The 18,436-nt window shown below is 72.4% G+C and carries 15 protein-coding genes; 5 read left to right on the top strand and 10 right to left on the bottom strand.

The features are described 5' to 3' along the window. Positions 1–347: 347 nt before the first annotated feature. Together CP981_RS28955 and CP981_RS28950 are read right to left on the bottom strand one after the other, a co-directional pair. Positions 348–1,610 carry a sensor histidine kinase gene (locus CP981_RS28955; protein WP_150522374.1) on the bottom strand — a complete coding sequence of 421 codons (1,263 nt, stop codon included), beginning with the start codon at positions 1,608–1,610 and terminating at the stop codon, positions 348–350. A 6-nt stretch (positions 1,611–1,616) separates the two neighbouring features. Then, entirely contained in the window at positions 1,617–2,270 is a 654-nt protein-coding gene (locus CP981_RS28950) for a response regulator transcription factor (protein WP_006602630.1), read from the bottom strand. A 322-nt stretch (positions 2,271–2,592) separates the two neighbouring features. Here CP981_RS28950 and CP981_RS37895 point away from each other — a divergent pair, with 322 nt between their 5' ends. After that, positions 2,593–2,766, top strand: coding sequence for a hypothetical protein (locus CP981_RS37895; RefSeq protein ID WP_167536161.1), 174 nt, complete (start codon positions 2,593–2,595; stop codon positions 2,764–2,766). 81 nt (positions 2,767–2,847) lie between these two features. Here CP981_RS37895 and CP981_RS28945 read toward each other — a convergent pair whose 3' ends face one another. Further along, positions 2,848–3,693 (bottom strand): inositol monophosphatase family protein, encoded by an 846-nt coding sequence (locus tag CP981_RS28945; RefSeq protein WP_085928621.1) that lies wholly within the window; start codon positions 3,691–3,693, stop codon positions 2,848–2,850. A gap of 45 nt (positions 3,694–3,738) precedes the next feature. Next, complete coding sequence (locus CP981_RS28940) at positions 3,739–4,893, bottom strand: ferrochelatase (protein WP_085928620.1); 1,155 nt, start codon at positions 4,891–4,893, stop codon at positions 3,739–3,741. 180 nt (positions 4,894–5,073) lie between these two features. Here CP981_RS28940 and CP981_RS28935 point away from each other — a divergent pair, with 180 nt between their 5' ends. Next, the gene (locus tag CP981_RS28935; RefSeq protein WP_085928619.1) at positions 5,074–6,348 is read left to right on the top strand and encodes an MFS transporter; all 1,275 of its coding nucleotides are present in this window, start codon (positions 5,074–5,076) and stop codon (positions 6,346–6,348) included. A gap of 296 nt (positions 6,349–6,644) precedes the next feature. Beyond that, positions 6,645–7,988 (top strand): D-arabinono-1,4-lactone oxidase, encoded by a 1,344-nt coding sequence (locus CP981_RS28925; protein ID WP_085928618.1) that lies wholly within the window; start codon positions 6,645–6,647, stop codon positions 7,986–7,988. Between the two features lie 119 nt (positions 7,989–8,107). Here CP981_RS28925 and CP981_RS28920 read toward each other — a convergent pair whose 3' ends face one another. Next, positions 8,108–9,307: a hypothetical protein gene (locus CP981_RS28920; protein WP_085928617.1), complete on the bottom strand. Its 1,200-nt coding sequence runs from the start codon at positions 9,305–9,307 to the stop codon at positions 8,108–8,110. Between the two features lie 495 nt (positions 9,308–9,802). Between CP981_RS28920 and sepH the strand changes: the two genes are divergently transcribed. Then, positions 9,803–10,867: a septation protein SepH gene (sepH, locus tag CP981_RS28915; RefSeq protein WP_085928616.1), complete on the top strand. Its 1,065-nt coding sequence runs from the start codon at positions 9,803–9,805 to the stop codon at positions 10,865–10,867. A gap of 90 nt (positions 10,868–10,957) precedes the next feature. Here sepH and CP981_RS28910 read toward each other — a convergent pair whose 3' ends face one another. Continuing rightward, the gene (locus CP981_RS28910) at positions 10,958–11,797 is read right to left on the bottom strand and encodes a sulfurtransferase (RefSeq protein WP_085928615.1); all 840 of its coding nucleotides are present in this window, start codon (positions 11,795–11,797) and stop codon (positions 10,958–10,960) included. 249 nt (positions 11,798–12,046) lie between these two features. Between CP981_RS28910 and CP981_RS28905 the strand changes: the two genes are divergently transcribed. Continuing rightward, a complete protein-coding gene (locus CP981_RS28905; RefSeq protein WP_085928614.1) occupies positions 12,047–12,832 on the top strand; it encodes a VOC family protein in 786 nt (261 codons plus the stop codon). Positions 12,833–12,873: 41 nt separating this feature from the next. On the opposite strand, the gene CP981_RS28900 is transcribed toward CP981_RS28905, so the two are convergent. From CP981_RS28900 to CP981_RS28885, 4 genes are all read right to left on the bottom strand, one after another. Continuing rightward, positions 12,874–13,539 carry a thymidine kinase gene (locus tag CP981_RS28900; RefSeq protein ID WP_085928613.1) on the bottom strand — a complete coding sequence of 222 codons (666 nt, stop codon included), beginning with the start codon at positions 13,537–13,539 and terminating at the stop codon, positions 12,874–12,876. Between the two features lie 61 nt (positions 13,540–13,600). Next, positions 13,601–14,791 carry an alkaline phosphatase family protein gene (locus CP981_RS28895; RefSeq protein ID WP_085928612.1) on the bottom strand — a complete coding sequence of 397 codons (1,191 nt, stop codon included), beginning with the start codon at positions 14,789–14,791 and terminating at the stop codon, positions 13,601–13,603. Next, positions 14,791–15,381, bottom strand: a complete 591-nt coding sequence (locus CP981_RS28890; RefSeq protein ID WP_085928622.1) for a DUF5998 family protein — start codon at positions 15,379–15,381, stop codon at positions 14,791–14,793. The genes CP981_RS28895 and CP981_RS28890 overlap by 1 nt, the downstream gene beginning before the upstream one ends. A 38-nt stretch (positions 15,382–15,419) precedes the next feature. Further along, the gene (locus CP981_RS28885) at positions 15,420–18,404 is read right to left on the bottom strand and encodes a bifunctional acetate--CoA ligase family protein/GNAT family N-acetyltransferase (RefSeq protein WP_150522373.1); all 2,985 of its coding nucleotides are present in this window, start codon (positions 18,402–18,404) and stop codon (positions 15,420–15,422) included. Positions 18,405–18,436 lie beyond the last annotated feature (32 nt).

The raw sequence follows: 18,436 nt of genomic DNA, 5'->3' as shown, positions 1-18,436 counted from the left end.
CGAAAGTCGCACCTCGCGCAGCCCACCACCTGTACTTCCCGTGATCTGACCCCCCGGAAACCCGGACTTCCCCGGCATTCCGACGGGTATTTTGATCACGGAGCGTAGATGGCTGGAATTTCGCGCCTGTGAGGGATCACACACGCAAAGACCGGCAGGCGGACCGGTTCAATTCCGCGCAAAGCGAACTCGGGGCGAAGGATCCACGCCGACCCCCCTTCTCGTCAAACCGGGAGGCGAGGCGGCATACGGCCGCGAGACGAGCGATCGTACGCACAGATGTCCGATGCCTGCCCACGGGGGCGTACAGGGGCTCCAGCGGGCGTACAACCACGCTCCGGCCTGCGTCAGAGTGGCAGGACGACCCGCATGATCAGCCCGCCGCCCTCCCGCGGCTGCGCGGTGATGCTCCCGTCGTGGGCCCGCACCACCGACCGCACGATCGACAACCCCAGACCCACACCCTTGTCACTGCCCGTGCGCTCGGTCCGCAGCCGCCGGAACGGCTCAAAAAGATTCTCCACCTCATACGCCGGCACCACCGGCCCCGTATTGGCCACCACCAACACCGCACACCCCGGCTGCGGCTCGGTCACCACCTCCACCCAACCCCCCTCCGGCACGTTGTACCGCACCGCGTTCTGCACCAAATTCAACGCAATCCGCTCCAACAACACCCCATTACCCTGCACAAACACCTGCTGCCGCGCCCCACGCAGCTCCACCCCCTTGGCATGCGCCTCCTCCCGCGTCTGATCCACCGCCTGCGCCGCCACCTCCGACACATCCACCGGCTTCTTGTCCACCACCCGGTTCTCACTCCGCGCCAGCAGCAACAACCCCTCCACCAACTGCTCACTGCGCTCATTCGTCGCCAACAGCGTCTTCCCCAACTGCGCCAGCTCCGGCGACGCCGCCGGATCCGCCAGCTGCACCTCCAACAACGTCCGATTGATCGCCAACGGCGTCCGCAACTCATGCGACGCATTCGCCACAAACCGCCGCTGCGACTCAAACGCCCGGTCCAACCGGTCCAGCATCTGATCGAACGTGTCCGCCAACTCCTTCAGCTCATCATCCGGACCCCCCAACTCGATCCGACGATGCAAATCCGAACCCGCCACCCGCTGCGCCGTCCGCGTGATCCGCCCCAACGGCGACAACACCCGCCCCGCCATCGCATAACCAAAAGCGAACGCCACCACCGTCAGACCGAGCAGGGCCAGCAGGGAGCGGTTGAGGAGGCTGTTGAGGGCCACCGCCCGCTGATGCTGAAGACAGCTGTTGACGGCCTCCTGGAGCAGTTGCCCGGACGTCTGGGTGGGCAGGTCACAGATGTCGCTGGTCGACTCGAATTTGCCGCCGAGGATCTTCAGCGGCAGCGCGCTGCCGTCGTGCAGCGCGTCCGCGGCCAGCATGTAGATGATCGTCAGCAGCACGATGCCGGCCATCAGGAACATGCCGCCGTACAGCAGCGTCAGCCGTATCCGGATGGTGGGGCGCAGCCACGGGAAGGGCCGGACATTGACCGGCCGGGGGTCCCAGGTGGGCTTGGGCGGAGCGGCCGGCGGGGGGCCGGCCGTCTTGGAGAACGAGGGCAGGGAAGGCATCGCCAGTCAGATCCGATATCCCGAGCCGGGGACGGTGACGATCACCGCGGGCTCGCCGAGCTTGCGCCGCAGGGTCATGACCGTGACCCGGACGACGTTGGTGAACGGGTCGGTGTTCTCGTCCCAGGCCTTCTCCAGGAGCTGCTCGGCCGAGACGACCGTGCCCTCGCTGCGCATCAGGACCTCCAGCACCGCGAACTCCTTCGGTGCGAGCTGGACCTCCTTGCCGTCGCGGAAGACCTCGCGCCGGTTGGGGTCGAGCTTGATCCCGGCCCGTTCCAGGACGGGCGGCAGCGCGACGGTCGTACGGCGCCCCAGGGCGCGCACCCGCGCGGTCAGCTCAGTGAAGGCGAACGGCTTCGGAAGGTAGTCGTCCGCTCCGATCTCCAGGCCCTCGACGCGGTCGCTGACGTCGCCGGAGGCGGTGAGCATCAGGACGCGGGTGGGCATCCCCAGCTCGACGATCTTGCGGCAGACGTCATCGCCGTGGACGACCGGGAGGTCGCGGTCGAGGACGACGACGTCGTAGTCGTTCACCGCGATCCGTTCCAGAGCGGCAGCGCCGTCGTAGACCACGTCGACCGCCATGGCCTCCCGGCGTAGTCCGGTGGCCACCGCATCGGCGAGCAGCTGCTCGTCCTCGACGACGAGAACACGCACGTCGCTAGTCCTTCCTCAGGGCCCTTACGGGCAGGTACAACACTGTCTGAAAGCTCTTCCATCCTGCCCCGAAGAGCCGTAAACCGGCGGTAAGAGGGGGGCAGGGTGGCCGGCGGGCGGGGCCGGGGGCCCGACGGGCAGGATTCCTGGGCGGGTTGAGGTTTCCCTGAGGTGGCGGGTGGGGAGGACGACTGCACACCCGCGATCACGCCCTGTTTCTTCGGCTACTTGCCATGGACTGCTCCATCGCAGGGATCACGCCGTGATCGACCCACCCGTCGGCACACCCCCGTGCCCACCGACCCACGACGAGGGGGCGCACATGGACGCTTTCACCGCAGGCATTTTGCAGCGCATACAGAGCACCGAAGCGGATCTGGACCGGGCCCGCGCTGCGGGCGATGACTTCCTCGCCGAGGTCGAGCAGGCAGAACTTGAGGATCTTCAGCGACTGGCGACCGAGCACGGTGTGCGCCTTGGAGCGGTCAGCGCCTGACCGCTCCACCGCGCATGACGACAGCGCCCCGGCATCCAGGGGATGGTGCCGGGGCGCTGTCATGCCCGGACGGGCGTCCGCTCAGTCGTGCCAGGCGCCGAGCTCGTCCAGCAGCGGCTGGAGCTGCGCGAAGAGCTCCGGGGAGGCCGCAAGGGTCAGCTCCAGGGCCGCCTGCCGGCCGGGGCGGCCACCGGTGAGCGCACCGGCCTCGCGGGCGATCAGGGCGCCGGCGGCCAGGTCCCAGGGGTTCAGGCCGCGCTCGTAGTAGGCGTCGAGCCGGCCGCAGGCCACATCGCACAGGTCGATCGCGGCCGAGCCGCCGCGCCGGATGTCACGGACCTGCGGCAGCAGCGTGCGCAGCACCTCGGCCTGGGCGGCCCGGCGCTCGGCGACGTAGGAGAAGCCGGTGCCGAGCAGTGCCTGGGAGAGCGGCGGGGCGGGCCGGTGCCGGATGCGCTCGCCGTTGTTGAACGCGCCACGACCCAGAACGGCCTGGTAGGTCTCACCGCGCATCGGGGCCGCGACGACCCCGACGACCACCTCGCCGTCCTTCTCCGCCGCGATGGACACCGACCAGGACGGCAGGCCGTAGAGGTAGTTCACGGTGCCGTCGACGGGGTCGATGACCCAGCGGACGCCGCTGGTGCCGTCGGTGCTGGCGCCCTCCTCCCCCAGGAAGCCGTCGTCGGGGCGGCGCTCCCCGATGAAGCCGGTGATCAGCTTCTCGGAGGCGATGTCCATCTCGGTGACGACGTCGATGGGGCTGGACTTGGTGGCGGCCACGCCCAGGTCGGCGGGCCGGCCGTCGACCAGCAGCGTCCCCGCGCGGCGGGCGGCCTCCAGGGCGATGTCGAGCAGTTCGTCGTAGAGCGCCGCGGTCTGCGCCGGGTCGGTCTGCGGGGCGTCGGGGTGCTGCTGATCGGGCACGATGCTCCTTGCTCGGACGAACGGTGGTCGGGCGGGCGGACGGGCTTACGCGGGGGCCTCGGCGACCGGGCCCCGCCAGTCGGCGCCGGCCGCCGCCGGGCGCGCTGCGCGTGCGGGGCAGCAGCCGACCGGGCACAGGTCGTGGCTCGCGCCGAGGGCGCCCAGGGCGCAGCGCTCCGGGGTGTCGCCCCGTTCGGTGGCCGCGCGCTCCAGGAGGAGGTCGCGGACGGCCGCGGCGAACCGGGGGTCGGCGCCCACGGTGGCCGACCGGGCGACCGGCAGTCCCAGTTCGGCGGCCTTGGCGGTGGCCTCGGTGTCGAGGTCGTACTTGACCTCCATGTGGTCGGAGACGAACCCGATGGGGGCCATGACGACGGCCGGGACGCCCGCGGCGTGCTGCTCCTCCAGGTGGTCGCAGATGTCCGGCTCCAGCCAGGGGATGTGCGGGGCGCCGCTGCGGGACTGGTAGACGAGCCGCCAGGGGTGCTCCACCCCGGTCTCCGCACGGACGGCGTCCGCGATCATCCGCGCCACGTCCAGGTGCTGGGCGACATAAGCGCCGCCCTCGCCGTCCCGGGTGTGGTCGCCGGGGGTGCCGGAGGTGTCGGCGGCGGCGGTGGGGATGGAGTGCGTGGTGAAGGCGAGGTGGGCGCCGTCCCGCACGTCCTGGGGCAGTCCGGCGAGGGACGCCAGCACCCCGTCGATCATGGGGCGGAGGAAGCCGGGGTGGTTGAAGTAGTGCCGCAGTTTGTCGACCTGCGGCACCGGCAGGCCCTCGGCGCGCAGGGCGGCGAGCGCGTCGGCGAGGTTCTCGCGGTACTGCCGGCAGCCCGAGTACGAGGCGTAGGCGCTGGTCGCCAGGACGGCGATGCGGCGGTGGCCGTCCTGGACCATCGTGCGCAGGGTGTCGGTCAGATAGGGCGCCCAGTTGCGGTTGCCCCAGTAGACGGGGAGGTCCAGGCCGTGTGCGGCGAAGTCGCTGCGCAGCGCGTCCAGCAGCTCCCGGTTCTGGGCGTTGATCGGGCTGACGCCATCGAACAGGAAGTAGTGCCGGCCCACCTCCTTGAGACGCTCACGGGGGATGCCGCGGCCGCGGGTGACGTTCTCCAGGAACGGGACGACGTCGTCGGGGCCTTCGGGGCCGCCGAACGACAGCAGCAGCAGGGCGTCATAGGGGCGGGGATCACGCTGTTCGGGCATGCCATCGATCCTGCCACCCTTCCCACGGGGGCGAGGGGCAGGCCCCGGTGCGGACCGGGCACACCGGCGGCCCCGGGGCGCCCCGAAAACCGGAGGCGGCCGGTGGTTCACCGCCCGTAAGCTGTATCGGCTACAGACATCCCTTACCGATCTTCGGTCCTCACCGGCGGAGCACCCTCGTTGCCCAGTCCCTACCGCGCCATTTTCGGCCGCCCCGGCACCAAGTCGTTCTCCGCCGCCGGACTGCTGGGCCGGATGCCCCTGTCGATGATGGGCATCGGCATCGTCACGATGGTCTCCCAGCTCACCGGCCGCTACGGCCTGGCGGGCGCGCTCTCCGCGACCCTCGCACTGTCCGCCGCGGTCCTCGGCCCGCAGATCTCCCGGCTGGTGGACCGGCACGGGCAGAGCCGGGTGCTGCGCCCGGCCACCCTGGTCTCGATCGCCGCGGTCGCCGGGCTGCTGCTGAGCGCGCAGCAGCGCTGGGCGGACTGGCTGCTGTTCGTCTTCGCGGGCTGTGCGGGGTGCGTGCCGAGCGTCGGCTCGATGATCCGGGCGCGCTGGGCGGAGATCTACCGGGGCTCCCCGCGCGAGCTGCACACCGCGTACTCCTGGGAGTCGATCGTCGACGAGGCCTGCTTCATCTTCGGGCCGATCCTGTCCATCGGCTTGTCCACCGCGTGGTTCCCGGAGGCCGGGCCGCTGCTGGCCGCCGTCTTCCTGGCCGCCGGGGTGTGCTGGCTGACGGCGCAGCGGGCGACGGAGCCGGTGCCGCATCCGCGGGAGCAGCACACCAAGGGGTCGGCGCTGCGCTCACGGGGGCTTCAGGTGCTGGTGGTGACGTTTGTGGCGACCGGCGCGATCTTCGGGGCGATCGATGTGGTGACCGTGGCGTTCGCCGAGGAGGTCGGGCACAAGGCCGCGGCCAGTCTGGTGCTGGCGGTCTACGCGCTGGGCTCCTGTCTGGCCGGTGCCGTTTTCGGGCTGCTGCACCTCAAGGGGCATGCGTCCCGGCGGTGGGTGGTGGGCGTCTGCGCGATGGCGGTGAGCATGGTGCCGCTGCAACTGGTCGGTTCCCTGCCGCTGCTGGCCGTCGCGCTGTTCGTCGCGGGGCTGTCCATCGCCCCGACGATGGTGACCACGATGGCGCTGATCCAGGAGCACGTCCCGCGGTCGAAGCTGACCGAGGGCATGACCTGGACCAGCACCGGCCTGGCGGTGGGCGTCGCGCTGGGGTCGTCGGCGGCCGGCTGGGTGGTGGATGCCGCGGGTGCCGCCCGGGGCTATCTGGTGCCGGGGGCCGCCGGGCTGCTCGCCGCGCTGGTGGCGTTCGCCGGCTACCGCCGGCTGCGTCCGCAGCCCACCTCTCCGCTGGGAGGCCCGGCCGTGGCCGGCGGGCTGCCCGGAAATGACGGACCGGTCGCGGAGCGGCAGGATGAGGAGCGCGTCGCGTAGGGGCGGTCCGGCGGAGCTCGCCGAACCGGCCGTTCCGGAGGTGCTCGGCCGGGCCCGGCCGTTACGGCGACGCTCGGACCGGACTGGCCCGTTCCGGCCCACGGTGGTCAACGGCCCCCGCCCGCTTGCTCGTTACCGGCGGTACGACATGTCCGGTAGCCGGACGGTTCCAGCCGGTTTCCCGCCCCTGTGATTCCCGTCACCCCGCCCGGATGCCGTGTCGGTGACTGACATCATGCGCTCACACCAACGGCGGCCGCACGCGGCCGGCCCGCGCGCAGGGAGGGGACGTCACCATGGCAGTCAGCAACGCCGTCGGCGGCTCGGGAGGGCGGGGGCCGACCACCGGGCCCTGGCGCAACTGGGCGGGCAATGTCACCGCCCGCCCCACCCGGAGCGTGGCCCCGGCGAGCACCGAAGAGCTCGCGGCCGCGATCCGCACCGCCGCCGTGGACGGGCTGACGGTCAAGGCGGCCGGTACCGGCCACTCCTTCACGCCGGTGGCCGCCACCGACGGACTGCTGATCCGCCCCGAGCGGCTGACCGGGATCCGTACGGTCGACCGCGAGGCCGGGACGGTGACGGTGGCGGCCGGTACACCGCTCAAGCACCTCAACGCGACGCTGGCCGCCCACGGGCTGTCGCTGACCAACATGGGCGACATCATGGAACAGACCGTCTCCGGGGCGGCCGCCACCGGTACCCATGGGACGGGCCGCGACTCGGCGTCGGTCGCCGCCCAGATCACCGCACTCGAACTGGTCACCGCCGACGGCTCGGTCCTGGCCTGTTCCGCCGACGAGAACCAAGAGGTGTTCACCGCGGCGCGGCTGGGTCTGGGCGCGCTCGGTGTGATCAGCGAGCTCACCTTCGCGGTGGAACCGGAGTTCCTGCTGACCGCCCGCGAGGAGCCGATGCCCTTCGACGAGGTGACCGGCCGGTTCGACGAGCTGGTCGCCGAGAACGAGCACTTCGAGTTCTACTGGTTCCCGCACACCGGCAGCTGCAACACCAAGCGCAACAACCGCAGCCAGGGCCCGGCGGCGCCCCCCGGGAAGGTCAGCGGCTGGATCGAGGACGAGCTGCTGTCCAACGGGGTCTTCCAGCTCGCCTGTACGGTCGGCCGGGCGGTCCCGGCCGCCATACCGGGCATCGCCAAGATCTCCAGCCGCGCGCTGTCGGCCCGTACGTACACCGACATCCCCTACAAGGTGTTCACCTCGCCACGGCGGGTGCGGTTCCTGGAGATGGAGTACGCACTGCCCCGCGCCGCCGCGGTCGCGGCGCTGGGCGAGCTGAAGGCCCTGATGGAGCGCTCCGACTTCAAGGTCAGCTTTCCGGTCGAGGTGCGCACCGCGCCGGCCGACGACCTTCCGCTGTCCACCGCTTCGGGCCGGGACACCGTGTACGTCGCCGTGCACATGTACCGGGGGACGCCGCACCAGGCGTACTTCGCGGCCGCCGAGCGGATCATGACGGCGCACGAGGGGCGCCCGCACTGGGGGAAGCTCCACACCCGCGACGCCGCGTATCTCGCCGACGTCTATCCGCGGTTCGGCGAGTTCACCGCGCTCCGCGACCGGCTGGACCCGGAGCGCCGGTTCGCCAACCCGTATCTGCGGCGGGTCCTGGGGGACTGACCGGCGACGACGGCCGCGCCCCGGCACCCGTAAGGGGCACCGGGGCGCGGCCGTCGTGGGTCCACCCGACCGGGCGGTCCGTCCGCGGGACGGAGCGCCGGGGTCAGGAGGCACCGGGGTCAGGAGGCGCCAGGCTCCGGGGCCTGGGGGTCGGACTCCTGCTGATGCCGGCCTCCCTGGTCCCCGCCACCGGTTGAACCGTCGCCGCTGCCGGCGCCACCGTCGTCGGCGGACCCGCTCGGGGACGGGTTCGGGGACGACGGGTTGCCGGGGTCCGGCGACGTCTTGTCGCCGTCGGACGGGCTCGGGGCCGGCGACGGGGAGTCGCCGTCCGTTCCCTTGCCGGTGCCGTCGTCCTGCGACGTGCCCCGGTCCGGGCCGGGCTCACCGCTGTTGCCGTGGTGCTTGCCCTTCTCCGGAGAACCGGGGTCGGGCGACTGCGGTGTACCGGGCTGCTGCCGGCTTCCTCCCCCGGGCTGGGTGAGGTGGCTCAGCGTGGTGCCCTTCTCGCCGCTCGGCGTCTGCCCGGTGATCAGCTCGGTGCCGGTGACCGCCCCCATGGCGAGCACGAAGACCGCGAGCGCACCGAGCGCCGGCCGCTTCCAGCCGCGCAGACGGGTGCCGTACGTTGCGGTGCTGAGCTCCTCGGGCGGTCCGGCGGGGTGCCGCGCGGGCCGGCCGGCCGGGTGGGCGGGTGCCCGGCCCGGGGCCATGGTCCGCTCGTCGAGGCGCGGCACCAGCTGCGTCCGGTCGGCGGGCCGCTCCGGGCCCGCGCCGTCCTCCGTACGCGGGGCGCCGATCCCGCCGTGGCCGGCGGGCCGCAGCATCCGCGTCGGGTCGTCCGACAGCTGATCCGGGTGGGCGCTCGCGGGGTCACGGCGACGGGCCTGCTCGGCCCGCGGGATCAGCTGGGTACGAGCCGTGTCGCGCCCGGGTGTCCTGGCGGCGACGGAGGTGACCTGGTCCTCCGTGCCCTGCTTGTCGAAGGTCGGCAGCACCATCGTGGAGCCGGCCTGCCGAGCGTGCGGTGCGGTGGATCGATTGCGGGTGGAGGAGAAGCGGCGTGGCTTCGGCCGCGTGGTGACCGTCGCCTCCTTGATCTGTTCGCCGGTGCGCCGGAACAGGTGGTGGAATATCGTGCCCCCGGTCGTGGCCACGACACTGACCAGACCCGCGCCGATGATGGTTCCGTAGACGCCGAGCCGGCCCGCGAGGTACGCGGCGACGGCCGCAGCGAGCGCGCTGCCGGCAACCTGAGCGACGCTCAGGTCTATCCGCTTCTCCTTCTTCTTCGTGTCGGTTTCGGTTTCTTCGTCCATCTCCAACCTTTGATAGCCCCTTCGATCCATCTTGCATGGAGAAGTGACCATTCGGCGGAGCCATTAGTTCCGATTTTGGGGAATCTGTGAAACTCGCCACCTGAGCCCCAGGTAGAGAGGTCGACAAGACGACCGAACACCCTTGCCCGCCCAGAAGTTCGGCGGCGCGGCGGTCCACCTAAGTGGTCCAAATGGAGTACTGTGGCGAGCCCTGGCCCCGGTTCCCGTCCGGCTGCCCGGAACCCGCGGGAGGGGCCCTGAAGGCGGCACTCGCCCGGGGCGCCGCCGCTCGGCACGGGTGCACGGCGACAGGCAAGGGACACGGTCACTGAGCGTGGCGAACAGGTAACCGTGTCATAACGGCGTTTCAGGGCCAAGCCCCGACACGCCGGGCAACTCGGCAATGTTGTGGCAGGCTGCACCCGGGCAGGCCACACTCGACTAGCGGAAGCAGCGACGCACGTGACGTCGGCAGGCACCACCCGGGAGGTCCCCATGCCCGAACTGCGTGTCGTGGCCGTCTCCAACGACGGCACACGGCTGGTGCTCAAAGCTGCGGACAGCACCGAGTACACGCTTCCGATCGACGAACGGCTGCGCGCCGCCGTCCGCAACGACCGTGCGCGGCTGGGCCAGATCGAGATCGAGGTCGAGAGCCATCTGCGCCCACGGGACATCCAGGCGCGTATAAGAGCAGGTGCCTCCGCGGAAGAGGTCGCCCAGCTCGCCGGCATCCCCGTCGACCGGGTGCGCCGCTTCGAGGGACCGGTCCTCGCCGAGCGTGCGTTCATGGCCGAGCGGGCCCGTAAGACCCCGGTACGGCGCCCCGGCGAGAACACCGGCCCACAGCTCGGTGAGGCGGTCGCGGAGCGGCTGCTGCTGCGCGGCGCCGACAAGGAGAGCGTCCAGTGGGACTCCTGGCGCCGGGACGACGGCACCTGGGAGGTGCTGCTGGTCTACCGCGTCGCGACCGAACCGCACTCGGCGAGCTGGACCTACGACCCGCCGCGGCGGCTCGTCCAGGCCGTGGACGACGAGGCGCGGGCGCTGATCGGCGAGAGCGACGACACGCCCGAGCCGAGCTTCCCGTTCGTGCCGCGGATCGCGCGGCTGCCGCGCGACCGGCCGCTGGACCGCGCCCTGGACCGGCAGACGTCCGAGCGTGGCGAGCGCGCGGCGCAGCCCGGCGGTGAGGACGACGAGCCGCGGGTCGTGGAGGAGGCCACCGGTGAGCGGGAGCGGGATTCGCTGACCAGCCTGCTGGAGGCGGTGCCGAGCTTCCGTGGCGACATGGTCGTACCGGAGAGCGCGAAGTCGCCGCAGAGCGATGAGGAGTCCGAGGCCGAGGTCGAGGAGCCGCCCGCCCCGGCGGCGAGTGCGGGCGCGGGTTCCGCGTACGCCGATGTGCTGATGCCGCGCGCGGTGGCCGGGCATCGCGACCGGCTGACCGGGACGACGGACCGGCAGGCCGAGGCGGACGGCGTTCGCCCCGGGCGCCGTGCCGCGGTACCCAGTTGGGACGAGATCGTCTTCGGCACCCGGCGCAAGAAGCCGGAGTAACGGGACCGCCGTCCCCCAACGCGCCACCTCGTCCGCCCGTCCCGGTTTCCGGGGCGGGCGGACGGGCGTACTACGGGGCCCCGCGGGGGCTCAGCCGGGCTGCGGGCCGGTGGCGACCGGACGGGACGAGTCGGCCGACCACTCGCTCCAGGAGCCGACGTACAGCGCGGCCGGGATACCCGCGACCGCGAGGGCCAGCACCTGATGTGCCGCGGAGACCCCGGAACCGCAGTAGACGCCGACCTCGGCGTCCGCGGTGACACCCAGCGACGCGAACCGCTTGGCCAGGTCCGCGGCGTCACGGAAGACGGTGTCACCCTCGACGACGTTCTCGGTGGTCGGCGCGGACACGGCGCCCGGGATGTGGCCGGCGACCCGGTCGATGGGCTCGACCTCGCCGCGGTAGCGCTCGGCGGCCCGGGCGTCCAGCAGGATGCCGCGGCGGGCCACGCCGGCCGCGTCGTCCGCCGTGAGCAGCGGCAGCGCGCCGGGCAGCGGCGTGAAGTCACCGGCCGGCGGGGCCGGTTGCTCGGTGCTCAGGACGCCGCCGGCCGCCTGCCAGGCGGCGAGACCGCCGTCCAGCACCCGCACCTCGGGGTGACCGGTCCAGCGCAGCAGCCACCAGGCACGGGCGGCCGCCCAGCCCTGGCCGCCGTCGTAGACGACCACGGGGCGGTCCGCGCGGACCCCGGCGGCCCGCATGGCCTCGGCGAAGGCATCGAGGTCGGGCAGCGGGTGACGGCCGGCCGGACCGGGGGGTGAGGCCAGTTCACTGTCGAGGTCGACATAGACCGCGCCGGGTACGTGGCCGGCCGCGTACTCGGGGCGGCCGGGCGGTCCGCCGAGCTGATAGCGGACGTCCAGAAGCACCGGAGGAGTGGGCCGCGCCAACTCGCTCGCGAGTTCGGTAGCGGTGATGATGGCATTCATAGGACTCATCCTTGCGTAGCGACAACTACGTACAGAAGGTGGGTGCCCACCCTCCGTATGGCGCAGTTACACCCTGCCGTAACTCCGCTGAAACGGCTGGGGAACCCTAAAAAGGGCATTCTCCCTCGCGAACGTGTCATGGACGGCGCGGCCGGGGCGCACACGAGGTCACCGGGTGCGAGCATCTGCACGGGACCCGCGCCCGTACCGCACATGGTCAGCACCCGACGCTCCGAGGAGAGAGTGACAATGACGACCGAGGCAGCGACCCGGCGGATGCCCGGCGCGCCCTGCTGGGTGAGCCTCCTGGCCCACAGCCTGCCCGTGACGCAGGAGTTCTACGGTGCGCTGTTCGGCTGGGAGTTCCGCCCGGGACCGCAGCATTTCGGTCCGTACTCCCGGGCCTTCCTCGACGGCCGGGAAGTCGCCGGGGTCGGCGAACTGGCGCCCGACCGCCATCTCCCGGTCTCCTGGACCACGTATCTGGCCAGCGACGACGCGGATGTGACCGCCGAACAGATCCGTTCCTGCGGTGGGACGGTGGGTGTCGGACCGCTGGACGCGGACGACGACACGGGGCGGATGGCGATCGCTTCCGACCCGCAGGGGGCGATCTTCGGCGTCTGGCAGGGCAGGTCGATGATGGGCACCGCGTTCACCGGCGAGCCGGGCACCGCGGTGTGGAACGAGCTGGTCACCCGGGACACCGCCGCCGTCGGGCCGTTCTACGAGCATGTCTTCGGTTTCGAGGCGGAGCCCCTGTCCCCGGACGACTCCGCCGGTTTCGACTATCTGACGCTGCATCTGAAGGACCATCCGGTGGCCGGCATCCACGGGGTGGGCAGCGCCCTGCCACGCGACCGGGGCTCCCACTGGATGACGTACTTCGCCGTCTCCGATACGGACGCGGCGATGCGCCGGGTGACCGAACTGGGCGGGCATGTGCTGGACGGCGCCCGGGACTCCGCGCACGGCAGGCTGGCGACCGTCTCGGACAGCGAGGGCGCCGTCTTCACGCTCATCCAGCAGCGCTGAGGGCCCGTCACCTCATCTGCGGAGGCCGGCCGTCGGGGCCGCTACCTCGCGTTGTCGACCGGCAGGACGTCCGGGGAGAGCGCGACCGCGCGGGCGGACGCCGAGGTCTGGCGGCGGCGGTGGTGACGCCGGCACAGCACCTCGTAGCCCACCTCGGCCGGCGGGCCGTCCGCGTCGCCGACGACATCGCCGACCACGACCTGGGCGCCCTCGACGACCATCCGGTTGCCGACCGTGCGGGCGTTGTGCGTGGCGCGGGCGCCGCACCAGCACAGCGCCTCGACCTGAAGCACCTCTACCCGGTCGGCCAGTTCGACCAGGCGCTGGGATCCGGGGAAGAGCTTGCTGCGGAAGTCGGTGCTGATGCCGAAGGCGAAGACGTCCAGTTCGAGGTCGTCGACGACCCGGGCGAGCTGGTCGATCTGTTCGGGGGCGAGGAACTGGGCCTCGTCGGCGATGACGTAGTCGACCCGGCCGCCGGAGGAGAGATGGCCGACGACATGCGCGTAGAAGTCCATGTCGTCCGCCGCTTCCACGGCCTCGGTGACCAGCCCGAGGCGGGAGGAGAGCTTGCCGTGGCCGGCCCGGTCGTTGCGGCTGTAGATCATTCCCTGGAGTCCGCGGGACGAGCGGTTGTGCTCGATCTGTAGGGCCAGTGTCGACTTGCCGCAGTCCATCGTTCCGGAGAAGAACACCAGCTCGGGCATGGGGAGTTGCGGGCCTTTCAGGCTCGTAAGGGGTGGGGCGACGGGCGGGCGGCCGTGCGGGTCAGGTGCGGACTTCCAGGAGCGGCACCAGCTGCTCCACCGGGGTCATGGAGCCGTGCATCCCGACCATCTCCGACTCCCGGGGCTCTCGTTCCGTCGCGATGATCACCATGTCGGCGTGAGCGGCGGCGACGACATCGCCGATCCGGGCACGCACCCGGTCGTCGACCTGCGGCCCGAACCACCCCGCGGCGATGGCCTCTTCGCGACTGGCCACCCACATCTGCTCACCGACCACCTCGCGCCATACGGCGAGCACATCGGCGGCCGCGCCCGGGTGGGCATACACATGGCGCGCCCGGCCCTCGCCGCCCAAGAGGCGTACGCCGGCGCGCAGTTCCCAGTCCTCGTCGAAGTCGATCCGGGAATCGGGGTCGAAGGGGATGTCGATCATGCCGTGATCGGCGGTGATGTAGAGGGCGCTGCGCGGCGGCAGCTGCTCGGCCAGCCGCTGGGCGAGCCGGTCGACATACATCAACTGGCCGCGCCAGGCGTCGGAGTTGACGCCGTAGCGGTGCCCCTTGCCGTCGACCTCGGAGTAGTACGTGTAGACCAGCGAACGATCACCGGCGGCGAGCTGTTCGGCGGCGAGGTCCATCCGCTCCTCGCCGGACAGCCGGCCGTGGAAGGTGCCGCCACTGAGCGCGACCTTGGTGAGCGGGGTGTGCTGGAAGTTCGGCGCGGAGACCTGGCAGGTGTGGATGCCGGCGGCGTCCGCGCGCTGGAAGACCGTCGGATACGGCTGCCAGACATAGGGGTCGGTCCACGGGTACCAGCGCAGCTGGTTCATCAGGGCGCCGGTCGCCGGGTCCTCGCAGGTGTAGCCGGGCAGGCCGTGGGCGCCCGGCGGCAGTCCGGTGCCGACCGAGGCCAGGGAGGTGGCAGTGGTGGACGGGAAGCCCGCGGTGAGCGGACGGCCGCTGCCGTTGAACGATGTGCCCAGGAGCGAGGTGAGGAACGGTGCCTCCTCCGGGTGCGCTCGCAGCAGCTCCCAGCCGAGGCCGTCGATCAGGAAGACACAGGCCCGGTCGGCGGGGGCCAGCTCCATCGCACCGGCGGTGCCGGGTATGCCCAGCCCGGTGGCGATGGTGGGCAGCAGATCGGCGAGGGAGGCGGTGCCGTATTGGGGTACCGGGGCGCTGAGCGGGTCGAGCGGTTCGGGTTCCGGCCAGGCGGGGGCGGTGTGGACCATCAGCTGGTGGTGGTGGCCGCGGTGGCCTCGGAAAGCGCCTGGGCGAAGGTGAGCGTCTCGCGCACCGAGTCCGGGCCGTCCCCGGCCTCGCTGACCCGCAGCGAGAGGTCGTCGGCGGTGGAGGAGCCCGTGTAGCCGTGGTCCGCCTCGCAGTTGGGGTCGCCGCAGGCGGCCGGCTCCAGGTCCAGGCGGGCGACCGCGCCCCAGCCGATGGTCAGCACGACCTCGCGGGGCAGCTGGCCCGGGGTGTAGGACTCCGGGTTGGCGACCACCCGGCTGAGCACCACGGAGGAGATCCGGCCCAGCTTGACGGACTCGGTGGAGGTGGTGGCGTACGGCGACGGGGAGGTGGCGTCGGCGGCCTGCTCGTCGGTGTGGCTGACGATGAAGCGGGTGCCGGTCAGGACCAGGACCGTGACATGGCGGCGGACCTCATTGGCATCGAAGGTCGTCTCTTGATGGACGAGGTACGACACCACCGGCTCACCGCCGACCGCGGCCTGCACCGCCTCGGCCACGAGCGTCGGGTAATAGCCACTGCGCTCGATTGCCGCGCGCAGCCCCTGGGTCGTCGTACCGGTCTTAGCCATGGAGTCCATCTTACGGGGCGTACCGGGCCGCGAGAGCCTCAGTAGACGGGCAGCCGGCGGGGGCCGAGGTCGGTGGTGGCGGGGGGCCTGGCCAGCCGGACGGTCGCGCCGAGGACGGACAGCCCGTGGGCTGCGACGACGACCGGTTCGAGGTCCACGCCGACGACCTCGGGGTGGTCGTCGACGAGCCGGGAGACGCGCAGCAGCAGCTCCGCCAGGGCGGCGGTGTCCACAGGCTGGGAGCCGCGCCAGCCGAACAGCAGCGGGGCGGCGCGGATCGAGCGGATCTGCTCGGCGACCTCGCGGTCGGTGGCGGGGATGAGGCGGTGGGCGATGTCACCGAGCAGCTGGGAGGGCGCCCCGGCGAGGCCGAAGGAGAGGACGGCGCCGGCGGCCGGGTCGATGGCGGCGCGGACGACCGTGTCCACGCCGCGCGGCACCATGGACTGGACGACCGGGCGCAGCTCCTCCGGGGAGCCGAGGAAGTCGGTCAATTCGGCGTAGGTCCGGCGGAGTTCGGCCTCACCGCCGATGTCCAGGCGTACGCCGCCGAGATCGGGGCGGTGGCGCAGGTGGGGTGCGGTGGTCTTGAGAGCCACCGGGTAGCCGAGGCGGGCGGCGGCGCGGACGGCGGTGTCCGGGTCGGGGGCCGGGAGGACGGGGAGGGTGTGGATGCCGTAACGGGCGAGCAGGGCCTCGGCGTCCTGGGGCGGCACCGGGACGGAGCGGCCACTGGGGGTGTCGGGGGTGAGCCGGTCCAGGAGGCGCTCGATGTCGGCGCCGGCCTGGGCTTCCTGGATGTCGTCGTACTCCGGCACCCGGCCCGGGTCGGCCGCCTCCCGGCGCCAGGCGGCATAGCGGACGGCCTCGGCGAGCGAGCGGACGGCGCGCTCGGCGGCAGGGTAGGCGGGGATCCGGAGGGGCTCCCGACGGGGGCGGCGCGGCGGGGCGGCCTCGGCGTCGCGGGCCGGGGGCGCGTGGCGTGCGGCGAGGGTGGGCGGTGGGCCGGTGGGGGCCGGGGGGCGTGGAGCGCGAGCCGGGGCGGGCGGGACGGGCGGGGGTACCGGGGCCGGGTCCGCGGGACGGGCCGCCGGCTCGGGGCCGGCCCCGTCGGGAGCTTGGGACTCGGCCGGTTGGGCCGGTGCCGCGAGCGTGTCCGCCAGGTCGTCCATCGCGAGGTGGACGACCGTGACCGGCTTCTGGGGGTGGGCGGTCGCGGCGGCGCGCAGGGCGTCGGCGAGCGCGGCCCCCTCGCTGGCGCCCGGGGAGACGGCGGCCCCCTCTCCCACCCAGGGGATGGCCGTGACGACCACGGCATCGCAGCCGTCGGCGGACAGCGCTTCGGCGAGCGCGGCCCGGAAGTCGTCCGGTGTCGCGGCGGAGGCCAGGACGTGGGGGCGCAGCGGGCGCAGCCCTTCGGTCAGGCAGGCGTCGTACGCCAGCAGGGCCAGCGACTCGGAGTTGCCGAGGATGGCGATCCGCGGGCCGGCCGGCAGCGGCTGGGAGGCGAGCAGCAGCCCGGCGTCGATCAGCTCGGTGACCGTGTCGACGCGGATCACGCCGGCCTGGCGCATCAGGGCGGCGACGGTGCTGTCGGGGACCCGGACGGTGGGCACCGCATGGCCGGGCGGGGCGGTGCCGTTGTGCCGGGCGCCCTTGGCGACCACCACCGGTTTGACGGCGGCGGTGCGGCGGGCGAGGCGGGCGAATTTGCGGGGGTTGCCGATGGACTCCAGATAGAGGATCACGACATCGGTGTCCGGGTCCTCGTACCAGTACTGGAGGAGGTCGTTGCCGGAGACGTCGGCGCGGTTGCCGGCCGAGACGAAGGCGGAGACACCGGCGATCCCGCCGTCCCCGGGGCCGCGCGCATGCAGTCCGCTGAGCAGGGCGATGCCGATGGCGCCGGACTGGGTGAACAGGCCGATGTGGCCGGCGCCGGGCATCCGCGGGGCGAGCGAGGCGTTCAGCCGGACGTCGGGAGCGGTGTTGATCAGGCCGAAGGCGTTGGGCCCGATCAGCCGCATACCGTACGACCGGGCCTGCCGGAGCAGGGCGCGCTGCCGCTCCCGGCCGTCCGGGCCCGCCTCGGCGTACCCGGAGGACAGCACCAGCACGCCCTGGACCCCGTGCTCGCCGCAGTCGCGGATCGCCTCGGGGACGCTGTCCGCGGGGACGGCGATGACGGCGAGGTCGACCGGGTCGGTGATCTCCCGCAGGGCGCGGACGGCCGGTACGTCTTCCGGGTCGAGCCGCCGCAGGTCCTCGGGGAAGGCGTGGTTGACGGCGTGCACCCGGCCCGTGAAGCCGGAGTCCAGGAGGCTGCGCAGGGCGGTGCGGCCGAGGCCGCCGGGGGCCCGGCCGGTGCCGATCACGGCCACCGAGCCCGGGGCGAGCAGCCGCTGGACGGAGCGGGCCTCGGCGCGCTGCTCCCGTCCGCGCATCACGGCCATGGACTGCTCGGTCGGCTCCAGGTCGAACTCGAGTCGGACCACGCCGTCCTCGAAGGTGCGCTTGTGGGTGTAGCCGGCATCCGTGAACACCTTGATCATCTTGGAGTTCGCGGGGAGCACCTCGGCGGCGAACCGGCGGATGCCGCGTTCGCGGGCGACGGCCGCGATGTGCTCCAGGAGGGCGGAGGCGACTCCGCGGCCCTGGTGGGCGTCCTGGACGAGGAAGGCGACCTCGGCCTGGTCGTCGTCGGGGTCCTTGGCGGGCAGCCCCTGGTCGTTGATCCGGTCGTAGCGGACGGTGGCGATGAACTCGCCGCCGACCGTGGCGGCCAGCCCGACCCGGTCGACGTAGTCGTGGTGGGTGAAACGGTGCACATCGCGGTCGGACAGGCGCGGGTAGGGCGCGAAGAAGCGGTAGTACTTCGATTCGTCCGAGACCTGCTCGTAGAAGGAGACCAACCGCTCGGCGTCGTCAGGGGTGATGGGACGGATCCGCGCCGTGCCGCCGTCACGCAGCACCACGTCGGCTTCCCAGTGGGTCGGGTACGCGTGCTCCGGCGGCGTCTGCATGCGGACAGCGTACGACCGGCCACCGACAACCG

The sequence above is a fragment of the Streptomyces platensis genome (genome assembly GCF_008704855.1).
Taxonomy (GTDB): Bacteria; Actinomycetota; Actinomycetes; order Streptomycetales; family Streptomycetaceae; genus Streptomyces; species Streptomyces platensis.
The sequence above is the reverse complement of the archived record's forward strand: the minus strand, read 5'-3'. Positions and strand labels throughout refer to the sequence as shown.